The sequence below is a fragment of the Bradyrhizobium sp. WCU1 genome (assembly GCF_053474805.1).
This window is the reverse complement of the sequence record NZ_CM130280.1, coordinates 4,418,050-4,436,316: the sequence shown is the minus strand read 5'-3', so window position 1 is coordinate 4,436,316 and position 18,267 is coordinate 4,418,050. Positions and strand designations below refer to the sequence as shown.

The window sequence follows — 18,267 nt, the reverse complement described above, 5'->3', positions numbered from 1 at the left end:
GCTTCGCACTCTTCCGGATCATGCTCCAGATATTAGTTGCCGAGCAGCGGATCGAGGACGAAGGGCCGTTTATTGCCACGCGTCGCGGCCGGCGCGGCATCCGAGCCATAGGTCGGATTGAACACGCTGGGCTGCGCCGCCCGCTCGCTATCGGTGTCGCTCGCTGCCGCACCCGGCGCAGCGTTCGCGGTCGGCGGCAGGTCAAGCGGTCCCTTGCGGCCGCAGCCGCCGAGCGCCAGCGCTGACACGCTCAGCACAATGATGGCCCATCCCGAGGGGGTCAGGCGGTTCTTGCTAATCACGACGAATTCCCCAATTCGGGCGGCACCATACAAACATTGGCGTGCTCTGGCGAGAGGCGGAGGACGATGAAATCACGGCCAAATTTTCTCGATCAGCCCAATTTTCGCTCTTTTTCCAGCCGCTTGGCCCAGGCCTTGGCCTGCGCCATCACATTCTTCGGCGCCGTGCCGCCAAACGAGGTCCGGCTTTTCACCGAGGATTCGACGCTGAGCACCTTGAGCGCGTCGGCGGTAATCTTCGGCTCGACCTCCTGCATGGCCGCAAGCGGCAGCTCGTGCAGTGCCACGCCCTTGCTGGAGGCCAGGCCGACGATGCGGCCGGTAACGTGGTGGGCATCGCGGAACGGCATTTTCAGGGTGCGCACCAGCCAGTCGGCCAGGTCGGTCGCGGTGGCATAGCCCTCGCCGGCCGCGGCCTTCATCTTCGCCTCGTCCGGCACCAGATCCTCGACCATGCCGGTCATGGCGCGGATCGCGAGCGACAGCGCCTCGAACGCCTCCATCGCGCCCTGCTTGTCCTCCTGCATGTCCTTTTGATAGGCGAGCGGCAGGCCCTTCATCACGATCAGCAGCGCGGTGAGTGCACCGATCACGCGGCCGGTCTTGGCGCGCACCAGCTCGGCGGCGTCCGGATTGCGCTTCTGCGGCATGATCGACGAGCCGGTCGTGAACTTGTCGCTGAGCTTGACGAGGCCCACCAGCGGCGAGGTCCAGATCACGATCTCCTCGGCGAAGCGCGACATATGCACCGCGCAGATCGCGGCCGCGGAGAGCGTCTCCAGCACGAAATCGCGGTCCGACACCGCATCGAGCGAATTGGCCATCGGACGGTCGAAGCCGAGCGCCTTCGCCGTCGCGGCGCGGTCGATCGGAAACGAGGTGCCGGCGAGCGCCGCGGCGCCGAGCGGCGATTCGTTCAGCCGCTTGCGCGCGTCGATAAAGCGGCCACGGTCGCGGCCGGCCATCTCGACATAGGCGAGCAGATGATGGCCGAACGTCACTGGTTGCGCGGTCTGCAGATGGGTGAAGCCCGGCATCACGGTTCCGGCATGCTCCAGCGCACGGGTCACCAGGGCCCGCTGGAACGCGGCCAGCGCCGCGTTCGTCTCATCGATGGTGTCGCGGACATAGAGCCGGAAATCGGTCGCGACCTGGTCGTTGCGCGAGCGCGCGGTGTGCAGCCGGCCCGCCGCGGGCCCGATCAGCTCCGACAGCCGCGACTCGACATTCATATGAATGTCCTCGAGCGCGCGCTTGAAGTCGAAATCGCCCTTGCCGATTTCTGACAAAATCGTGTCTAGACCTTTACCGATATTTTTCGCATCAGCTGACGTGATGATGCCTTGCGCGGCGAGCATCGCGGCGTGGGCCTTGGACGCGGCAATGTCCTGGGCATAAAGGTGCCGGTCGACGTCGATGGAGACGTTGATTTCCTCCATGATCGCGTCGGGACGCTCCGAGAACCGGCCGCCCCACATCTTGTTGCTCATGACTTCTCGCTCACGAATTTGTATTTCAGGCCGTGCTGGTTCATTGCCCGTGGCGGCGAAACAGCATGGCGGTTCCTAACGTATTCCCGGCATTGCATAGCCATATCTGACCCAGGATGACAAACGATATGCCCGAGACGCCCCCACCCGAATCGACCACCAGGCCGACGGCCAAATGGCGCATCCCGCTGGTGATCGGCGCCGTGCTGGTCGGAGCCGTGATCGGCTATGTCGGGATCTCCGGCCTCAGGCATCCCGCCGGCGGCGATATCGCCTGCAACAGCGCGGTGGACCTGGCGAAGAAGATCGCCCCGCTCGCCCATGGCGAGGTCGCGGCGCTGACCATGGCGACCACTCCCTTGAGGCTGCCCGACCTGGCCTTCGAGGACGCCAATGGGCAGCCGAAGAAGCTTTCGGACTGGCGCGGCAAGACCGTGCTGGTGAACCTGTGGGCGACCTGGTGCGTGCCCTGCCGCAAGGAGATGCCGGCGCTCGACAGCCTGCAGACCAAGCTCGGCGGCAAGGATTTCGAGGTGGTCGCGATCAACATCGACACCCGCGACCCGGACAAGCCGAAAAACTTCCTGAAAGAGGCCAATCTGACCAATCTCGGCTATTTCAGCGACCAGAAAGCCAAGGTGTTTCAGGATCTTAAGAACATAGGCAAGGCCTTGGGCATGCCGACCTCGGTGCTGGTCGACGGCAAGGGCTGCGAAATCGCCAACATCGCCGGCCCCGCCGAATGGGCGAGCGACGACGCGATCAAGCTGGTGAAGGCGGCGCTACAGCCTGCGGCGGCCGGGTTCTGATCAGGCGACGGCGTTGAGGTTGCCACCGATGCCGGCACCGAGATTGGCGGTCGACGGCGTACCGAGCAGGGTCTGAACCGCGAACTTTTCCGCGTCGAGGTTCTGCTTGGTCACGCGGGTCGCGATCTCACCCTGCAGATTGCCCTGCTGCATCGAGAGGATGCTGGTGACCATGCTCATCGTGTCCATACGCGGTACTCCCAAGTCCAACTTGCAAGTTCGACCTTAGGTAGCGCGCGAAAGTTAATGCTTGGGTAATGGATGGCCGTGTCAGGCTGACGCATCGTCGTCTTCATGGCGCAGGAGGTCGCCGGGCTGGCACTTCAGATAGGTGCAGATCCGCTCCAGCGTGTCGAACCGGACGCCCTTCACCTTGCCCTGCTTGAGCAGGGACAGATTGGCCTCGGTGATCCCGACATATTCGGCGAGCTCCTTCGATTTCACGTTGCGCTCGGCGAGCATCACGTTGAGCCGGACCCGGATCGGCATCGCAAATGCCTCAGACGAATTGCGCGTGCTCGTCGGCGATCGCATTGGCCTCGGCCATCACCCAGGCCGTTACCGCGACCAGACCCGCAAACAACAGCGCCAGCAGCGTGTCGGAGCCGAGCGCGATGACGATGGACTGGCCCTGCGCGTAGGTCTGCCAGCTCAGCAGGATCGAGAGCAGCGCGCCGATCAGCGGCTTCAGCAGGGTCGAGACCAGCATCGCGATCGCGAGATCGCGCAACCCCGCAACGTTATCCGCCGTGAAGAAACGTCCTGCCGCGAACGAATTGAAGCAGCGCCGCACCCGCGACAGTCCCCAGATCAGACCGGCCAACGGCAGCGCCGAGACCGCGAGAGCCATCAGGCGGACCAGCCAGCCGATCGGATGGAACGCGAAGCCGGTCAGCCCCGCATCGCGCAGGATCGCCTCGTCGGGGCTCGCCAGCCAATAGGCCAGCAATCCCACAGCGAGCAGGAACGAGATGCCGGTGCAGGCATAGGCAAGCAGGCGGCTGATCGCGCTGATGCGCGCGAGGCGGGCCGGCCGCGCAAACTGGGACGGTTCTGATGAGAGGGTCACGGACATGCTCGACCTCGGGTGCTGACCTGATATTATTGTTTTATGATAATTAATATCTGCAAGTCAACATGCATTGAAAGGTCACCTCATGCTCAATCGTCCGACGTGCGTCATCTGCGCCCTCCTCTTCCTGACCACGGCCGCGCCGGCACAGCCTTCGACATCACGCGGACAGATCTCGGTGGCGCAGGTCAGGGCGATGCTGGATCAGGCCGCCACCAATCCGACCGCGCGCCAGACATTGACGGCCTATCTGGCTGGGTCAGGCGAAACCGCCGGCTGGCTGCTCGATACCGCCCGCGGCCTGCCGCCTTGTGCCCGGCGGCTGACGCTCGACGCCCAGCAGGCCCGCGATGCGATCGCCGGTGCGGCTGCCGCAAACGGGACGCCGGCCACGCCGCTGATCATCCGCGACATGCTCAAGCGTGCCGGGTGTCGCTTGACCGAATGACGGACGTCTAGGCTGCGTTCGCCGCGAAGGCTGCACCGAGGGTGCGCAGCGCCTGCCGGGTCCGTGCGTCCGACAGTTTCGAGTGCAGCATGACGTCGCGCGACGGCAATGGCGGCAGGCCAAGCCGCGGCCCGAGGTCGACGGTATCGGCCGGCGCCACCCGGCGCGCCAGCGCGGCAACCGCGAGGCCTGCGGATATGGCGGCCCCGATGGTCGAAAGCCCGCCACCGACAAACGCCTCGGTCCAGGCGATGCCGGCAGCGTCGAGGACCTCGACCGCCATGGCCCGCACGCTGCACGGCTCGGCTTGGGTCGCGAGCCGCAGCGGCTCGCCGGGCCGGTGGTGGAAGTCCGGGGCGGCCATCCAGCCGAACGGCTCCTCGAACAGCACGTCGCCATCGCGACGCCTGGCGTCGTGGCGCAGCACGATCGCCGCATCGAGCCTGCCGTCGTCGAATGCGCCGAGCACCGCGCGTGACGTATCGACATGCAGCTGGATCACCAGTCCTGGATCAGTGGCGTTCATCCGCTTCAACAGCGATGCGAGCTCCGATCCGACGATGTGGTGGCTGATACCGACCATCAGCCGCCGGTGTTCGGCCGCGAACGACCCGATCGCCGACTGATGCGCGGCAACCAGGTTGCGCGCCGCGCCGAGGAAGGCGGCGCCTTCGGCAGACAGCCGAACCAGCCGCGGCGTTCGCTCCAGCAGCCGGCGGCCGAGCCCGTCCTCCAGCCGTCTGATCTTCAGGCTGACCGCGGACTGCGTGGTCTCCATCGCCTGCGCGGCGCGGGTGAAGCTGCTGAGGTCCGCCACCAGCACGAAGGCCTGCACCGCCTCGATGTCGAGCGCCTTCATGGCCATTCATTTAAAATGAATATCATTAAAATCATTTATCATACGGTTTTTCAATGATCAAGAAGCCCCTAGGTTCGGCTGAACGCAACGATCGCCGCCAGGAGAGCCATCATCATGCCGCTGACCCGCGTCTCACTGCGGCGGGGCAAGCCCGCCGCCTACCGCAAATCGATTCTCGAGAACCTTTATCGCGCGATGCGCGAGACCTTCGATGTGCCGGAGGGCGATCGCTTCATGACGATCTCCGAGCACGACGGCGACGACTTCGTCTATGGCGCCGATTACCTCGGCATCGGGCGGAGCGACGACCTGGTCATCATCCAGATCACCGTCAGCAACACCCGTCCGGTGGCGCAGAAGCAGAGGCTGTATCGGCGGATCGCCGAACTGCTGGCGGAAAGTCCCGGCCTGCGCCGTGAGGACATCTTCATCAACCTCGTCGAGGTGCTCCCCGAGAACTGGTCGTTCGGCAACGGCGAGGCACAGTACGTCCGATGACCGCAACACCGATCCTCTCGCCGCGCATGAGCGGCATCAAGGCGTCGCCCGCATCGGTGCTGCGTCGACGCGCCCGCGAGTTGCGCGCCGCCGGGCGCGACATCATCGAGCTGTCGTCGGGCAATCTCGACTTCCCGACACCGGACCATGTGATCGCGGCGGCGCATGACGCGGCGTTGCGCGGCGAGACCCGCTACACCGACGTCGACGGCACGCCGGAGCTGAAGCGGGCGGTGCAGGCCGCGCTGCTGCGCGACCATCGTCTCGACTATCGGCTGGATGAGATCGTGATCACCAACGGCTCGACCCAGGCGTTGTTCAATGCGCTGCTGGCGACGCTGGCGCCGGGCGATGAGGTGATCATCCCCGCGCCCTATTGGGCGCCCTATCTCGATCAGGTGCGGCTTTCGCACGGCACGCCGGTGGTCGTACCGTGCGCGCAGAACAACGGCTTCAAGCTGCGCGCGGAGGATCTGCAGGCGGCGATCTCGGCGCGGACGCGCTGGATCGTGATCAACAATCCGGTCAATCCCTCCGGCGCGCTCTATTCGCGCGAGGACCTGGCCGAGATCGCCGCAGTCCTGTCGCGGCATCCGGAGATCTGGGTGCTGGCCGACGGGCTCTACGAGCACATCGCGTTCGATGGTGCGCCGGCGACGACGCTGGCGGAGATCGAACCGCGCCTGAAGCCTCGGACATTGACCGTCAGCGGCCTCGCCAAGAGCTACGCCATGATGGGATGGCGGATCGGCTATGCCGCCGGACCTGCGGCGCTGATCCGCGCGATGATCGCGATCCAGTCGCAGACCACGTCCGGCGCATCGTCGATCAGCCAGGCCGCGGCGGTCGCCGCGCTCGATGGCGCACAGGATGTGCTGCTCGAGCGCGCCGCGATCCTTCGCACGCGGCGCGATCGCTTTGCCGAACTGGTCAACGGATGCAACGGGCTCTCCTGCACGCCGCCCGAGGGCACGTTCTATTTGCTGGTCAACTGCGCCGGCGTGATCAGCAAGCGTACACCCGACGGCAAGGTGATCGAGACCGACCGAGACTTCTCGACCTATCTGCTCGAGGAAGCGGACGTCGTGGTGTTTCCCGGCGAGGATCTCGGGCTGTCGCCCTACATCCGCGTCAGCTTCGCCAACCCGTCATCGACCATCGAGGAGGCTGCAAGACGGCTGAAGCGCGCCTGCGAGGCCCTCCAATGACGCCTCACGCGAAGAGCCAGCGTCTCGCGCTGACGGCGCATCTGCTCGGGCTTGGAACGGGTGTGACGATGGTTGTCAGTCTCGTGCCCGCGACGCTTGCGCTGCTGCGGGCACTGATCTGAAGACGCGGTGATTATCGGGTCGGGATCGGCTTGTCGCCGCGATAGTCGTAGAAGCCGCGCTGGCTCTTGCGTCCGAGCCAGCCGGCTTCGACATACTTCACCAGCAGCGGGCACGGCCGGTATTTGGAGTCGGCCAGGCCCTCGTGCAGCACCTGCATGATCGACAGGCAGGTGTCGAGGCCGATGAAATCGGCGAGCTCGAGCGGGCCCATCGGATGATGCGCGCCGAGCTTCATCGCGGCATCGATCGCCTCGACATTGCCGACGCCTTCATACAGCGTGTAGATCGCCTCGTTGATCATCGGCAGCAAAATGCGATTGACGATGAAGGCAGGGAAATCTTCCGACACCGCGACCTGCTTGCCGAGCTTGGCAACGAACGCCTTGGCGGCGTCGAAGGTCGCGTCGTCGGTGGCGATACCGCGGATCAGCTCGACCAGCTCCATCGCCGGCACCGGATTCATGAAATGAATGCCGATGAATTTCTCCGGGCGGTCGGTCGAGGCGGCGAGCCGCGTGATCGAGATCGACGACGAGTTGGTCGCGACGATCGCATCCGGCTTCAGCACCGCGCAGACGTCGTGGAAGATCTTGCGCTTGGTCTCTTCCTTCTCGACCGCGGTCTCGATCACGAGATCGCAATCGGCCAGCGCATCGATCGTCTCGGCGGAGGTAATGCGGTCGAGCGCCTGCTTGCGGTCGGTCTCGCTGATCGCCTTCTTGGCGACCTGGCGGGTCAGATTGCCGTTGATGGTCGCCAACGCCGACTTCAGCCGGTCGCCGGACACGTCGTTGAGCGCCACGTCGAAGCCGGCCAGCGCCGCCACATGGGCAATGCCATTGCCCATCTGGCCCGAACCGATCACGCCGACCTTTTTGATTGCCACCGTCATCTTGTCATCCACCGGAACGGCGCGCATGTCGCGCCTGCCCAATCCCAACGATACCCGAAGTGCAGCCTTCCGGGTTGCCCAATCCGCCGGAAAACGTTTCCCGAGACCATGGTGTGATGACAGGTCATCACACCGGGGTCCCATTTCCCCTGTCGGGCATGATCCTTCCGGAAAAACGTTTCCGGATCATTGCCTCGAAAATCATAACACCGGCCGGAGCTTACCCACCCGGCCGGTGTCTTGTCGCTTACTTTCCGAGCTTGCCGAGCGCTTCGGTCAGCTCCGGAACCGCCTGGTAGAGGTCGGCGACCAGGCCGTAATCGGCGACCTGGAAGATCGGCGCGTCTTCATCCTTGTTGATGGCGACGATCACCTTGGAGTCCTTCATGCCGGCCAGATGCTGGATCGCGCCGGAGATGCCGACCGCGACATAGAGTTCCGGGGCCACCACCTTGCCGGTCTGGCCGACCTGCCAGTCGTTCGGCGCATAGCCGGCATCGACCGCGGCGCGCGAGGCGCCGACCCCGGCGCCGAGCTTGTCGGCGAGCGGCTCGATGTACTTGGCGAAGTTCTCGCGGCTCTGCATGGCGCGGCCGCCCGAGACGATGATCTTGGCCGAGGTCAGTTCCGGACGGTCGCTCTTGGCGACCTCCTCGCCGACGAACGTGGACAGGCCCGGATCGGCGGCGGAAGCGGCGTTCTCGATCGCCGCGCTGCCGCCTTCGCCGGCGGCGGCGAAGGTCGAGGTGCGGACGGTGATCACCTTCTTGGCGTCCTTCGACTTCACGGTCTGGATCGCGTTGCCGGCATAGATCGGCCGCTCATAGGTGTCGGGCGCGACGACCTTGATGATCTCGGAGACCTGCATGACGTCGAGCAAGGCTGCGACGCGCGGCATCACGTTCTTGAAGCGCGAGGTAGCGGGCGCGACGAAGGCGTCATAGTTCGGCGCCAGCGCGACGATCAGCGCAGCCAGCGGCTCGGCAAGATCGTGCTCATAGGCGGGGCCTTCGGCCACCAGCACCTTGCTGACGCCGGCGAGCTTGGCGGCTGCTTCCGCCGCCGCCTTGGTGCCCTGGCCGCCACCGGCAACCAGCACATGCACGTCGCCGCCGAGCTGGCTCGCCGCGGTCAGCGCCTTGTTGGTCGAGTCCTTCAGGGTCTCGTGGTCGTGTTCGGCAATCAACAGCGTCGTCATCAGAGAACCCCGGCTTCGGTCTTGAGCTTGTTCACGAGTTCGGCGACGTCCTTGACCTTGACGCCCGCCTTGCGGCCTGCCGGTTCCGCGGTCTTCAGCACTTCCAGACGCGGCGTCACGTCGACGCCGTAGTCCGCGACGCTCTTGTCGTCGATCGGCTTCTTCTTCGCCTTCATGATGTTGGGCAGCGACGCATAGCGCGGCTCGTTGAGGCGGAGGTCGGTGGTGACGATCGCCGGGCCCTTCAGCTTGATGGTCTGCAGGCCGCCGTCGACTTCGCGGGTGACCTTGAAGTCCGATCCTTCGACTTCGAGCTTGGAGGCGAAGGTCGCCTGCGACCAGCCGAGCAGCGCGGCCAGCATCTGGCCGGTCTGGTTCGAATCGTCGTCGATCGCCTGCTTGCCGAGAATGACGAGGCCGGGCTGCTCCGCCTCGACCACCGCCTTCAGGATCTTGGCGACCGCGAGCGGTTCGACATTGCCTTCGGCCTTGACCAGGATGCCGCGGTCGGCGCCCATCGCAAGGGCGGTGCGGATGGTCTCGGAGGCCTGCGCGGGTCCGATCGACACCACCACCACTTCGGTCGCCTTGCCGGCTTCCTTCAGCCGCAGCGCTTCCTCGACGGCGATCTCGTCGAACGGGTTCATCGACATCTTGACGTTGGCGAGCTCCACGCCCGTCCCGTCGCTCTTGACGCGGACCTTGACGTTATAGTCGACGACCCGCTTTACCGGCACAAGAACCTTCATCGATCCTCTTTCGCTTTGATTTTATGGGTTTCGGTTGGCTGGCGCGGAACCTAAAGGTCCCGTTTCCCCCGGTCAACGCGCCAACGCCAAAAAACCGTCACCCGGTTTTGAGCCAGTCTAACGGTTCTGGCCGGGCACCCACAACACGTCCCCCGCCCCTTTATTGTTCTGGAAGCGGCTGGCAACGAACAGGAAATCCGACAGGCGATTCATATACTGGATGCCAGCTTGATTGACCGGCTCGTCGGGCCGGGCGGCGAGTTCCACCATCATCCGTTCCGCACGGCGACATATCGTCCGGGCGAGATGCAGATATGCAGCGGCAGGCGTGCCGCCGGGCAGCACGAACGAGGTCAGCGGCGCGAGCTGATCGTTCAGGCTGTCGATGTCGCGCTCGAGGCGCTCGACCTGGCTCGCCAGCACGCGCAGGCGTTCGGCCTTGCCCTCGCGCTCGGGCACCGCAAGGTCGGCGCCGAGATCGAACAGATCGTTCTGGATCCGGCCGAGCATCGCATCGACCTCGGGACTATCAGCCAGATGCAGCCGCACCACGCCGATCGCGGCGTTGGTCTCGTCGACGGTGCCATAGGCGGCGACGCGCAGATCGTATTTCGGCCGCCGCTCGCCGGAGCCGAGCGCGGTGGTGCCGTCATCGCCGGTGCGCGTGTAGATCCGATTGAGAACGACCATGGTGAGCTCCGGTGTTGACACCTCTCCCGTAGGGAGAGGTCGCGAGCATCTTGCGAGCGGGTGAGGGGTTACAGTCTAACGATAAACCAAAGCCCCTCACCCGGATCGCCTTTGGCGATCCGACCTCTCCCAATGGGAGAGGTGTACGATAGCGCATCTATCGCCCCATCGCCCAGACCGCGAGCATCGCGATGACGATAGCGACGAACTGAAAGAGCACGCGCAGCCGCATCAGCTTCTGCGACGTGTTCGGCGAGCCGCCCTTCATCATGTTGATGAGGCCGAGCAGGAGCACCAGCGCGACGGCGCCGACGGCGATGGGAAGAATGATCGTGCTGAGAAGAGATGTCATCTGCGGTACATAACACCGCATGACGCGGACTTCCACACAGGCGGCCGATGCAACCAACTGGCTTTTCAGTGCGTAATATCAGATGCTGGGTCCGTTCTCGGACCGAGCCGTTTTCGACAATGCCGGGTGGAATGTGAAGCAGCTTCGTTACGTCACCCACGTCGTGATGGATGCCTTTTACACGTTCCTCGCCGATGACGGCTGGGCGATCTCAAGCCACATCGCGCTGTCGACCCTGATGGCGCTGTTCCCGTTCCTGATCGTGCTGACGTCGCTGGCCGGCTTCTTCGGCTCCAAGGAGCTCGCCGACCAGGCGGTCGGGCTGCTGCTCCAGGTCTGGCCGGATCAGGTCGCCGGGGCGCTGTCGGGCCAGATCCACGACGTGCTGACCAACACCCGCGGCGACATCCTGACCATCGGCGCGGTGCTCGCGGTGTACTTCGCCTCCAACGGCGTCGAGGCGCTGCGGGTGGCGCTGAACCGCGCCTATGCCGTGATCGAGCCGCGGCGCTGGTACTGGCTGCGCCTGGAATCGATCGGCTACACGCTGGTGGCTGCCTTCACCTCGCTCGCGATGGCGTTCCTGATCGTGCTCGGGCCGCTGATCATCGAGGCGGCGCGGCGCTACATCCCGTTCTTCGTCGAATCCAACGAGAGCCTGCTCAACATCGCCCGCTACGGCATCACGATCCTGGCGCTGGTCGTCGCGCTGTTCATCCTGCATGCCTGGCTGCCGGCGGGGCGCCGCGGCTTCACGCAGATCCTGCCTGGCATCATCTTTACCGTGGTGGCGTCGCTGATCTCAGGCATCGGCTTCGGCATGTACCTGGCGCGCTTCGCCAACAATTACGTCACGATGTATGCGGGGCTCGCCTCGGTGGTGATCGCGCTGGTGTTCATGTATTTCATCGCCGCGATCTTCGTGTTCGGCGGCGAATTGAACGCCGCGATCATCAAGTCGCGGCTGCCGCGCGGCGTATCGCTTCATGCAGCGCAGTTGCGAGTGCCCGCGGAGAAACAGGCTTGACCAGGAAGGCGTCGGCGCCGGCGGCGCGCGCCGCGGCTTCGTCCTCGGCACGGCCGGAGATCCCGACGATCGCGATCCGGCCGCGCGGCGGCGGCAGCGCGCGGATGCGCTTGATCGCCTCGACGCCGCCGATGCCGGGCAGCACCATGTCCATCAGCACCGCATCGAAGGCACCCTGTCCGAGCCTGTCGGCCGCGCCCTCGCCCTGACCTATAAATTCGGCGTGGTGACCGAGCTCGGTCAGGATGGTGTTGAGCACGACGCGGCCGAACGGATTGTCCTCGACGCTGAGCAGCCGCAGCCCCTGCGATAACGGCGCTGTTGCGCCTTCGCGCGACGACGCACCGGCCGGTCCTTCGGCTGAAACCAGTTCCACGTTGAGCGTGAAGACGGTGCCGCCGCCCGAGCGCTGGGCCACGACGATGTCGCCGCCCATGGCGCGCGCAAGCTGCTTGACCGAGGACAGGCCGAGCCCGGCGCCGCCGAACCGCGCGGCGATCGAGACATTGGCCTGCGAGAACGGCCGGAACAGGCGCTTGAGCTCAGGAAGCGTCAGGCCGATACCGCTGTCGGCAATCGCAAAGGCAATGCCGATCCTGCCGTTCGCCCTTCGCTTGCCGGCGCGCACCGGTGCGACGCGCAGCTCGATGCTGCCCTGCTCGGTGAACTTGACCGCGTTGTCGATCAGATTTTCCAGCGCCGCGCGCAGGCGGACGGGATCGCCTACCGCGAAGGCGGGCAACTCGGCGGAGACCTCGATCGAGGCCCGCAGTCCCTTGGCTGCCGCCCGGCCCGCCAGCGAATCGCCGGCGAGGCGCGCCAGTGTGCGCAGGTCGAAGAAGTCCTGCCGGATCTCGAGCCCCGGCCCCTCGCTGCGGGCGGCATCGACCAACAGGGTCGCAAGGCTCGCCAGGTGCTCGGCGCCGGCCCTGATGGTGTCGACCCAGCGCCGCTCGCGCTCTCCGAGATCCGACGTCGCGAGCAGATTGCTGATCGCGAGGATTCCGGTCAGCGGCGTCCGCACCTCATGGGCAAAGGCGGCGAGAGCGGTCTCGACCATGCCGGGACCGGACTTCGATCCGGACTTGGCTCCAGACTTGGCTCCGGACTTGGCGGATGTCTTTGGCGCGGTCCGCGTGCGGCGCGGCTTGGCCGCCGCCTTGGACTTGCGGGTCTTCGACTTGCTGGCCTTGGCCTTGCGCGTCTTGGCGGCGCGGGTCGTCGACGGCGCGCCCTTTGCTCGCCGCTTGCTGCGCCCTCCGCGCGATGATGCCGCCATGATCTCGTGACCCCGCCCCGGAGGCAACATGGCATGCCAGGAGTGGCGGAGTCACGGCGCTGTTCGGGAGGAGCCAAGCCAAATCAGGATGATGGTAAGCGGTCCATCTACTTGCGGCGCCAGCTGCCGCGAGGGGCGCCTCCGAGCAAAATGTCGAAAACAACCCCATGCAAAGCAGCCGGCGTCCAACGCCGCAACTTGACATGTCGGGCAAATCGGTGGTACTTTTCTATTATTCCGAAATCGCGCAAGCCCCATCGCCTCCGCCAGGGTAGAGAGCCGCGCAGCACGTCGGTGGCGGACTACTCCAAATCGACCAGACGGCGGATGTCGGCGGGGCTTGCCCCCGCAGCCCGCAATTCGCGCAGCCCGGTCGCGCGGGTGGATTTCGACAGTTTTTGACCCGCCGCGTCGCGGATCAGCGCATGGTGCCGGTAGGCGGGTGCGGGCAGGCCGAGTAGCGCCTGCAACAGCCGATGCACGCTGGTCGACCAGAACAGGTCAGCGCCCCTGACCACATCGGTGACGCCTTGCAAGGCGTCGTCGATCACGACCGAGAGATGGTAGCTGGTTGGGGTCTCCTTGCGGGCCAGGATCACGTCGCCCCAAGCCTCGGGCCGGGCCGCGACGTCACCGCTCTCGCCGCCCGGCCCCTCGCCGGCCTCCTGCCAGGAGAGGCTGCCGGCGCGCGCGGCGGCTGCGGCCATGTCGAGTCGCAGCGCGAACGGCGCGCCCTGCCCGATCAGCCGGTCGCGCTCCCCGGCCGACAGCGATTTCGCCGCCCCCGGATAAAGCGGCGCACCGTCCGGATCGCGCGGCCAGGCACCGCCAGCCTCGCGTTCGGCGACCAGCCGCGCGATATCGGCGCGGCTCTCGAAGCTCGGATAGACCAGCCCCTGCACCGACAGGCGGTCGATCGCCGCGCGATAGGCGGCGAAATGCTCCGACTGGCGTCGCACCGGGGTCTCCCAGGTGATGCCGAGCCAGGCGAGGTCCTCGTAGATCGCGGCTTCGAATTCCGGACGACAGCGCATCGAATCGATGTCTTCGATCCGGAGCAGCAGATGCCCACCCCCCTGCCGCGCCAGATCGAAATTGAGCAACGCGGAGTAGGCGTGGCCGAGATGCAGATAACCGTTCGGACTCGGCGCAAAACGGAAAACGGGTGGCGGCATCCAATTGATCTCGTCATGCCGGGCTTGTCCCGGGCATCCATGCTCTTACAACTAACTCCGACAAAAAGAACGTCGCCGATGGGCGCGCCAGCGATGCCATCGTTCAGACGGCCCATGCTCAATGACGAAGAGCCCGCAATGCTGATTCATCTCGAAACCCAGGCCGACCTCGACGACGCCGTCCACAAACTGGTCGACCAGGATCGCCGCCTGCGCCCGATCCTCGAAGCGACCGGCATGCCGGCGATCCGGCAGCGCGAGCCGGGGTTTGCCGGGCTCGCCGCGATCATCTGCGGCCAGCAGCTGTCGACCGCGAGTGCTGCCGCGATCTGGGGCCGCGTCAGCCAGGCTTTCGACCCGTTCCACCATGATGCGATCCGCAAGGCGCGCGCCGACCGCCTCGGCCGGCTCGGATTGTCCGCCGCGAAGATCAAGACGCTGAAACACATCGCCCGCGAGCTCGCCGAGGAGCGGCTGAACCTCGACGTGCTTGCCAACGAGGAGGCCGATGCCGCGCACAACACGCTGACCGCGCTGCCCGGGATCGGCCCGTGGACCGCCGACGTCTATCTGCTGTTCTGCCTCGGCCACGGCGATGCGTGGCCCGCGGGCGACCTCGCGGTGCAGGAGGCGGTCAAGGTCGGGCTCGGCTTGAAGGAGCGGCCGACGCCGAAGCAGATGGCGCCGCTGGCCGAGCCGTGGCGGCCGCTGCGCGGCGCCGCCGCCCATCTGTGGTGGGCCTATTATCGCGTACTCAGGAATCGCGAAGGCGTGATCGCCGGTGCGAAGTAGGCCGTCGAGAAAGACACGCCAACTGTGTCATCGCGTGATATAGCACCAACCGACGCATAGTTTTTCAATTTGCCGGCCTCGCCATTTCGCACGCCCAGCACATCCTTCCTGCAAGGGGGACCGACCTGGTATCGCTTCGCACCCCGCTGACGCTTCTCCTGATATCCTTGGGCGCTATCGCCACCGCGTGGTGGTGGCTGGGCATCCCGGTCAACCTGCCGCGCGCGCCGATCGATCCGAACGACAAGGTTCAGTGCATCTCCTACGCCCCGTTCCGCGACAATCAGACGTCGCTCTCGCCGGCGACGCAGGTCACGCCGGAACAGATCGCGGAAGATCTGGCCCAGCTTGCCAAGATATCGCACTGCATCCGCACCTATGCGACCGATCTCGGCCTCGACCAGATTCCCGGACTTGCGGCCAAGGCAGGGCTGAAAGTCATTCAGGGCATCTTCCTCGATCGGGACCGGAAGAAGAATGCAACGCAGGTCGAAACCGCGATCCGCCTCGCCAGGGAATATCCGGACACGATCATCGCACTCGTGGTCGGCAACGAGGTCTTGCTGCGCAAGGAAATGGCGGCGTCCGACCTCGCCGCCCTGATCCGCTCGATCAAGGCGCAGGTCACCGTCCCCGTCACCTATGCCGAGGTCTGGGAGTTCTGGCTGAGCAATCGCGAGCTTTCCGACGCAGTCGATTTCGTCACGATTCATATCCTGCCCTATTGGGAGAACATTCCAATCCGGGCCGATCTGGCCGCCGCGCACGCAGACGAGATTCGCAAGCAGGTCGCGGCGGCGTTTCCGGGCAAGGAAATCTTCATCGGAGAAATCGGCTGGCCGAGCGAGGGGCGGATGCGCGAGTCCGCGCTGCCGTCGCGCACCAATCAGGCGCGCGTGGTCGCGGAGGTGCTCGACCTGGCGCGGCGCGAGCATTTCCGCGTCAACCTGTTCGAGGCCTATGACGAAGGGTGGAAGCGCGAGATCGAAGGCACGATCGGCGGCTCCTGGGGCCTGTTCGATTCCGAGCAGCGCGCGCTGAAATATCCGCCGGGCCAGCCGGTCAGCAATTTTCCGGCCTGGAAGCTGCAGATGTGCAGCGGCATGGCGCTGGCGATCCTGGTGTTCGGCGTCGCATGGCTGACCTTGCGCCGCAGGCCGAGGCCGCCCGAGTTCGGATCATGGTTGGCGGTCGGCGTATCCGCGACGACAGGGGGAATCCTGCTCGGGGTCGCCGCGCAGCGCATGGTCTATGAAAGCTACGGCACCGGAGGCTGGCTGTTGTGGGGCTCGCTGCTGGTGGCGGCAACGGCCTCGCCGGTGTTCGGCGCCAACGCCCTGATGTCGGGCCGCGTGCCCTCAAGCTTCCTGGAATTGCTGGGTCCGAAGGGCTCCCACACGGAGTCGGTGCTGGTGACCATGCACGGATTGGCGCTGATCGTCACCGTCGTGGTCGGGACGGCGGCAGCGCTCGGCCTCGTGTTCGATCCGCGCTTCATCGATTTTCCCTTTGCACCTCTCACCATGGCGGCCGTGCCGTTTGCGGCGATGACGCTGCTCAATCCGCCCACCAAGGGAGCCCGCCCGCTGGCGGAATCGATCTTTGCCGGGATCTTTGTCGGAGCCGCGATCTATACGGTCCTCAACGAAGGACTTGAGAACTGGCAGGCGCTGTGGACGTGCGCCGTCTTCATGCTGCTTGCGGTGACGCTGTGGCGGGCGCGTGCGTGAAGCGTTCCGGCTTCAGGGCGCGTACTCATGAATCCGGTACGGGCGTGTGGAAATGGCGGGGTCCGGATTGCCCTAACAAGCAGACGTCAACGATGGCAGACTGAATGTCCGCGAAGGGCCAACAGACGACATCGCGACCTTGGCCTGATATGAAAGAAGCCCCCAACTGGGGCGGCCCGCCAAAAGCTTGTTAGATGGCAATCGCGAGAATGGTAGCGGTGGAGTAACGGCGCTAGCGCGGCCCGCTCCTCGATATGATCAAGTAACTTAGATTGAAAGACTTAGCCGAGATGAACGAGGTTTTTCGCCGAGTTGAGGAGCGTCTTCGACCTTGGGCTCGCGGCACGACGATAACGCCCCACACAGAACTGTATGGCGACTTGGGTATCTATGGCGACGATTTCGCCTTGGATGTGGTGCTGTGGGCCACGCGGGAATTCTGCATTGAGGGAAAAGTCGATCTGTCAAAATATGCCCCCGGGGAGTACCCCTTCAAGCAAGTGCGCGACCGGGTCCGCAGGCTGCTCGGCATCGAGCCGCGCGTATATCAGAGTTTCAAAGTAAGCGACGTGGTCGCCGCAATCGAAGCAGAGCGCTGGCCGGACTGAGAGACCGCAACGGGTCAAGAGCAGCCCATCTCGATCGGGGAGAATTGCGTTCGCTTCACATCAACAAGCCGGCGTTCCGATGCTCAGGGCGAATTTCGTTATGCGCCACCAGGCGACATCGGCTCAGGAACAAATTCGGCGCCGCGGCTCGCGATGTCGTGAACGCGTTTCGAGCGGCTCGGTATCGGCGAAACAATCGCCGCCGGACGAAACGACTTCTCCAAAGCTGCGAAATTATCCAAGAACAGATTGGGCGCATTGTACTCGTGAGATTTCGCCATCGGTCGATCACGGTGGAGGCTGATCAAAAGATACTTTCTCGAATGGGCTGCCTATCGCCGTTGCAGGTGCTGCGAAAAAATTGAGCTGTCATCCGAACCTTCGAGGGCGAATAATCCCGTTGGTGCGGGCGCGCTTGTGAACGATTTCACTGCGCCGTTGTGCCTGCCAAGCGATGATGCCTTGCGTATTTGAATGGAAGTAATTTGCAGGAGAGTTGTCATGAAGATTGCAATTCCCGCAATTCCCCACTCTACGATTCGATCCACACTGCCGATCGGCAATCACGGCGGCTTGATCACCGTCGGATACGTGGCTTTGGCGCTCGTCGCAATCGCCGCGATCTACTTGGCAGCGGGGCAGTCGGGTGTCACCCAAGCTGAGCTCGCGATTGCAACGGTATTGCCGTGACCAATGATCGCCTGCGACTGACCACGTGGTGCGTTGCTGTATCCATCATCACGGCGGTCTGCGTATGGACCTTGATCGGTTCGCCTGAAAGCCGAACCGAACACTCCTGGCGCCATTTGTCGTCGGAAATGGCCGCACGCAACTAAAGCGTCTTCGAGCGAAGCGAATACCGGCCCGCGTGAAGAAGCGCTTCAAACGGGAATCGGGAGGTCCGTTCCGATTCCATCGAACGAAAGCAGCTCTGGGGCATGAGCCCCTAAATGCGCATGGTGGTCC

General features: G+C 64.8%; 24 protein-coding genes. 10 read left to right on the top strand and 14 right to left on the bottom strand.

The genetic code is table 11. From position 1 onward, the window contains the following. Positions 1–32 precede the first annotated feature (32 nt). The gene (lptM, locus tag ACTUWL_RS20505) at positions 33–302 is read right to left on the bottom strand and encodes an LPS translocon maturation chaperone LptM (protein ID WP_021079462.1); all 270 of its coding nucleotides are present in this window, start codon (positions 300–302) and stop codon (positions 33–35) included. 92 nt (positions 303–394) lie between these two features. Beyond that, positions 395–1,792: an argininosuccinate lyase gene (gene argH, locus ACTUWL_RS20500; RefSeq protein ID WP_021079461.1), complete on the bottom strand. Its 1,398-nt coding sequence runs from the start codon at positions 1,790–1,792 to the stop codon at positions 395–397. A gap of 128 nt (positions 1,793–1,920) precedes the next feature. Between argH and tlpA the strand changes: the two genes are divergently transcribed. Next, complete coding sequence (gene tlpA / locus ACTUWL_RS20495; RefSeq protein WP_021079460.1) at positions 1,921–2,601, top strand: thiol:disulfide interchange protein TlpA; 681 nt, start codon at positions 1,921–1,923, stop codon at positions 2,599–2,601. On the opposite strand, the gene ACTUWL_RS20490 is transcribed toward tlpA, so the two are convergent. The 3 genes from ACTUWL_RS20490 to ACTUWL_RS20480 form a co-directional block, all read right to left on the bottom strand. After that, positions 2,602–2,790 carry a putative motility protein gene (locus ACTUWL_RS20490; protein ID WP_021079459.1) on the bottom strand — a complete coding sequence of 63 codons (189 nt, stop codon included), beginning with the start codon at positions 2,788–2,790 and terminating at the stop codon, positions 2,602–2,604. It lies immediately after the preceding gene. Between the two features lie 81 nt (positions 2,791–2,871). Next, positions 2,872–3,090, bottom strand: coding sequence for a helix-turn-helix domain-containing protein (locus ACTUWL_RS20485; protein WP_021079458.1), 219 nt, complete (start codon positions 3,088–3,090; stop codon positions 2,872–2,874). A gap of 10 nt (positions 3,091–3,100) precedes the next feature. Next, positions 3,101–3,676: a hypothetical protein gene (locus ACTUWL_RS20480; RefSeq protein ID WP_021079457.1), complete on the bottom strand. Its 576-nt coding sequence runs from the start codon at positions 3,674–3,676 to the stop codon at positions 3,101–3,103. Positions 3,677–3,758: 82 nt separating this feature from the next. Here ACTUWL_RS20480 and ACTUWL_RS20475 point away from each other — a divergent pair, with 82 nt between their 5' ends. Continuing rightward, positions 3,759–4,121, top strand: a complete 363-nt coding sequence (locus tag ACTUWL_RS20475; RefSeq protein ID WP_021079456.1) for a hypothetical protein — start codon at positions 3,759–3,761, stop codon at positions 4,119–4,121. A gap of 7 nt (positions 4,122–4,128) precedes the next feature. Here the strand turns inward: ACTUWL_RS20475 and ACTUWL_RS20470 are convergent, their stop codons facing one another. Continuing rightward, on the bottom strand, positions 4,129–4,986 hold the full coding sequence (locus ACTUWL_RS20470) for a LysR substrate-binding domain-containing protein (RefSeq protein WP_021079455.1): 858 nt from the start codon (positions 4,984–4,986) through the stop codon (positions 4,129–4,131). Between the two features lie 108 nt (positions 4,987–5,094). Here ACTUWL_RS20470 and ACTUWL_RS20465 point away from each other — a divergent pair, with 108 nt between their 5' ends. From ACTUWL_RS20465 to ACTUWL_RS20455, 3 genes are read left to right on the top strand one after another with little or no spacing between them, the layout of a single operon-like run. After that, positions 5,095–5,478 (top strand): tautomerase family protein, encoded by a 384-nt coding sequence (locus ACTUWL_RS20465; RefSeq protein ID WP_021079454.1) that lies wholly within the window; start codon positions 5,095–5,097, stop codon positions 5,476–5,478. Continuing rightward, on the top strand, positions 5,475–6,686 hold the full coding sequence (locus tag ACTUWL_RS20460) for a pyridoxal phosphate-dependent aminotransferase (RefSeq protein WP_021079453.1): 1,212 nt from the start codon (positions 5,475–5,477) through the stop codon (positions 6,684–6,686). Before ACTUWL_RS20465 ends, ACTUWL_RS20460 begins: the two co-directional genes overlap by 4 nt. Then, a complete protein-coding gene (locus tag ACTUWL_RS20455) occupies positions 6,683–6,808 on the top strand; it encodes a hypothetical protein (RefSeq protein WP_021079452.1) in 126 nt (41 codons plus the stop codon). Before ACTUWL_RS20460 ends, ACTUWL_RS20455 begins: the two co-directional genes overlap by 4 nt. 11 nt (positions 6,809–6,819) lie before the next feature. Here the strand turns inward: ACTUWL_RS20455 and ACTUWL_RS20450 are convergent, their stop codons facing one another. From ACTUWL_RS20450 to ACTUWL_RS20430, 5 genes are all read right to left on the bottom strand, one after another. Beyond that, on the bottom strand, positions 6,820–7,701 hold the full coding sequence (locus ACTUWL_RS20450) for a 3-hydroxybutyryl-CoA dehydrogenase (RefSeq protein WP_035651741.1): 882 nt from the start codon (positions 7,699–7,701) through the stop codon (positions 6,820–6,822). 247 nt (positions 7,702–7,948) lie between these two features. Beyond that, positions 7,949–8,899 carry an electron transfer flavoprotein subunit alpha/FixB family protein gene (locus ACTUWL_RS20445; protein ID WP_021079450.1) on the bottom strand — a complete coding sequence of 317 codons (951 nt, stop codon included), beginning with the start codon at positions 8,897–8,899 and terminating at the stop codon, positions 7,949–7,951. Beyond that, on the bottom strand, positions 8,899–9,648 hold the full coding sequence (locus ACTUWL_RS20440; RefSeq protein ID WP_021079449.1) for an electron transfer flavoprotein subunit beta/FixA family protein: 750 nt from the start codon (positions 9,646–9,648) through the stop codon (positions 8,899–8,901). Before ACTUWL_RS20440 ends, ACTUWL_RS20445 begins: the two co-directional genes overlap by 1 nt. A gap of 117 nt (positions 9,649–9,765) precedes the next feature. Then, a complete protein-coding gene (locus ACTUWL_RS20435; protein ID WP_021079448.1) occupies positions 9,766–10,338 on the bottom strand; it encodes a cob(I)yrinic acid a,c-diamide adenosyltransferase in 573 nt (190 codons plus the stop codon). Positions 10,339–10,495: 157 nt separating this feature from the next. Continuing rightward, entirely contained in the window at positions 10,496–10,690 is a 195-nt protein-coding gene (locus ACTUWL_RS20430; RefSeq protein ID WP_035651704.1) for a twin transmembrane helix small protein, read from the bottom strand. A gap of 166 nt (positions 10,691–10,856) precedes the next feature. Between ACTUWL_RS20430 and ACTUWL_RS20425 the strand changes: the two genes are divergently transcribed. Then, positions 10,857–11,717 carry a YihY/virulence factor BrkB family protein gene (locus ACTUWL_RS20425; RefSeq protein ID WP_373011826.1) on the top strand — a complete coding sequence of 287 codons (861 nt, stop codon included), beginning with the start codon at positions 10,857–10,859 and terminating at the stop codon, positions 11,715–11,717. On the opposite strand, the gene ACTUWL_RS20420 is transcribed toward ACTUWL_RS20425, so the two are convergent. After that, positions 11,644–12,996 carry an ATP-binding protein gene (locus ACTUWL_RS20420; RefSeq protein WP_021079445.1) on the bottom strand — a complete coding sequence of 451 codons (1,353 nt, stop codon included), beginning with the start codon at positions 12,994–12,996 and terminating at the stop codon, positions 11,644–11,646. The two genes, ACTUWL_RS20425 and ACTUWL_RS20420, sit on opposite strands and share 74 nt — an antisense overlap. Before the next feature lie 302 nt (positions 12,997–13,298). Next, positions 13,299–14,171: a tRNA glutamyl-Q(34) synthetase GluQRS gene (gene gluQRS, locus ACTUWL_RS20415; RefSeq protein ID WP_021079444.1), complete on the bottom strand. Its 873-nt coding sequence runs from the start codon at positions 14,169–14,171 to the stop codon at positions 13,299–13,301. 138 nt (positions 14,172–14,309) lie between these two features. On the opposite strand from gluQRS, the gene ACTUWL_RS20410 reads away from it, so the two are divergent. The 3 genes from ACTUWL_RS20410 (at position 14,310) to ACTUWL_RS20400 (ending at position 17,301) form a co-directional block, all read left to right on the top strand. Continuing rightward, positions 14,310–14,963: a DNA-3-methyladenine glycosylase family protein gene (locus ACTUWL_RS20410; RefSeq protein WP_021079443.1), complete on the top strand. Its 654-nt coding sequence runs from the start codon at positions 14,310–14,312 to the stop codon at positions 14,961–14,963. A gap of 167 nt (positions 14,964–15,130) precedes the next feature. After that, on the top strand, positions 15,131–16,693 hold the full coding sequence (locus ACTUWL_RS20405) for a glycoside hydrolase family 17 protein (RefSeq protein WP_021079442.1): 1,563 nt from the start codon (positions 15,131–15,133) through the stop codon (positions 16,691–16,693). A 290-nt stretch (positions 16,694–16,983) separates the two neighbouring features. After that, entirely contained in the window at positions 16,984–17,301 is a 318-nt protein-coding gene (locus ACTUWL_RS20400; protein WP_021079441.1) for a hypothetical protein, read from the top strand. Positions 17,302–17,399: 98 nt separating this feature from the next. Here ACTUWL_RS20400 and ACTUWL_RS20395 read toward each other — a convergent pair whose 3' ends face one another. Continuing rightward, positions 17,400–17,582 (bottom strand): hypothetical protein, encoded by a 183-nt coding sequence (locus ACTUWL_RS20395; RefSeq protein ID WP_146160397.1) that lies wholly within the window; start codon positions 17,580–17,582, stop codon positions 17,400–17,402. Positions 17,583–17,802: 220 nt separating this feature from the next. Between ACTUWL_RS20395 and ACTUWL_RS20390 the strand changes: the two genes are divergently transcribed. After that, the gene (locus ACTUWL_RS20390; protein WP_021079440.1) at positions 17,803–17,991 is read left to right on the top strand and encodes a hypothetical protein; all 189 of its coding nucleotides are present in this window, start codon (positions 17,803–17,805) and stop codon (positions 17,989–17,991) included. Positions 17,992–18,267 lie beyond the last annotated feature (276 nt).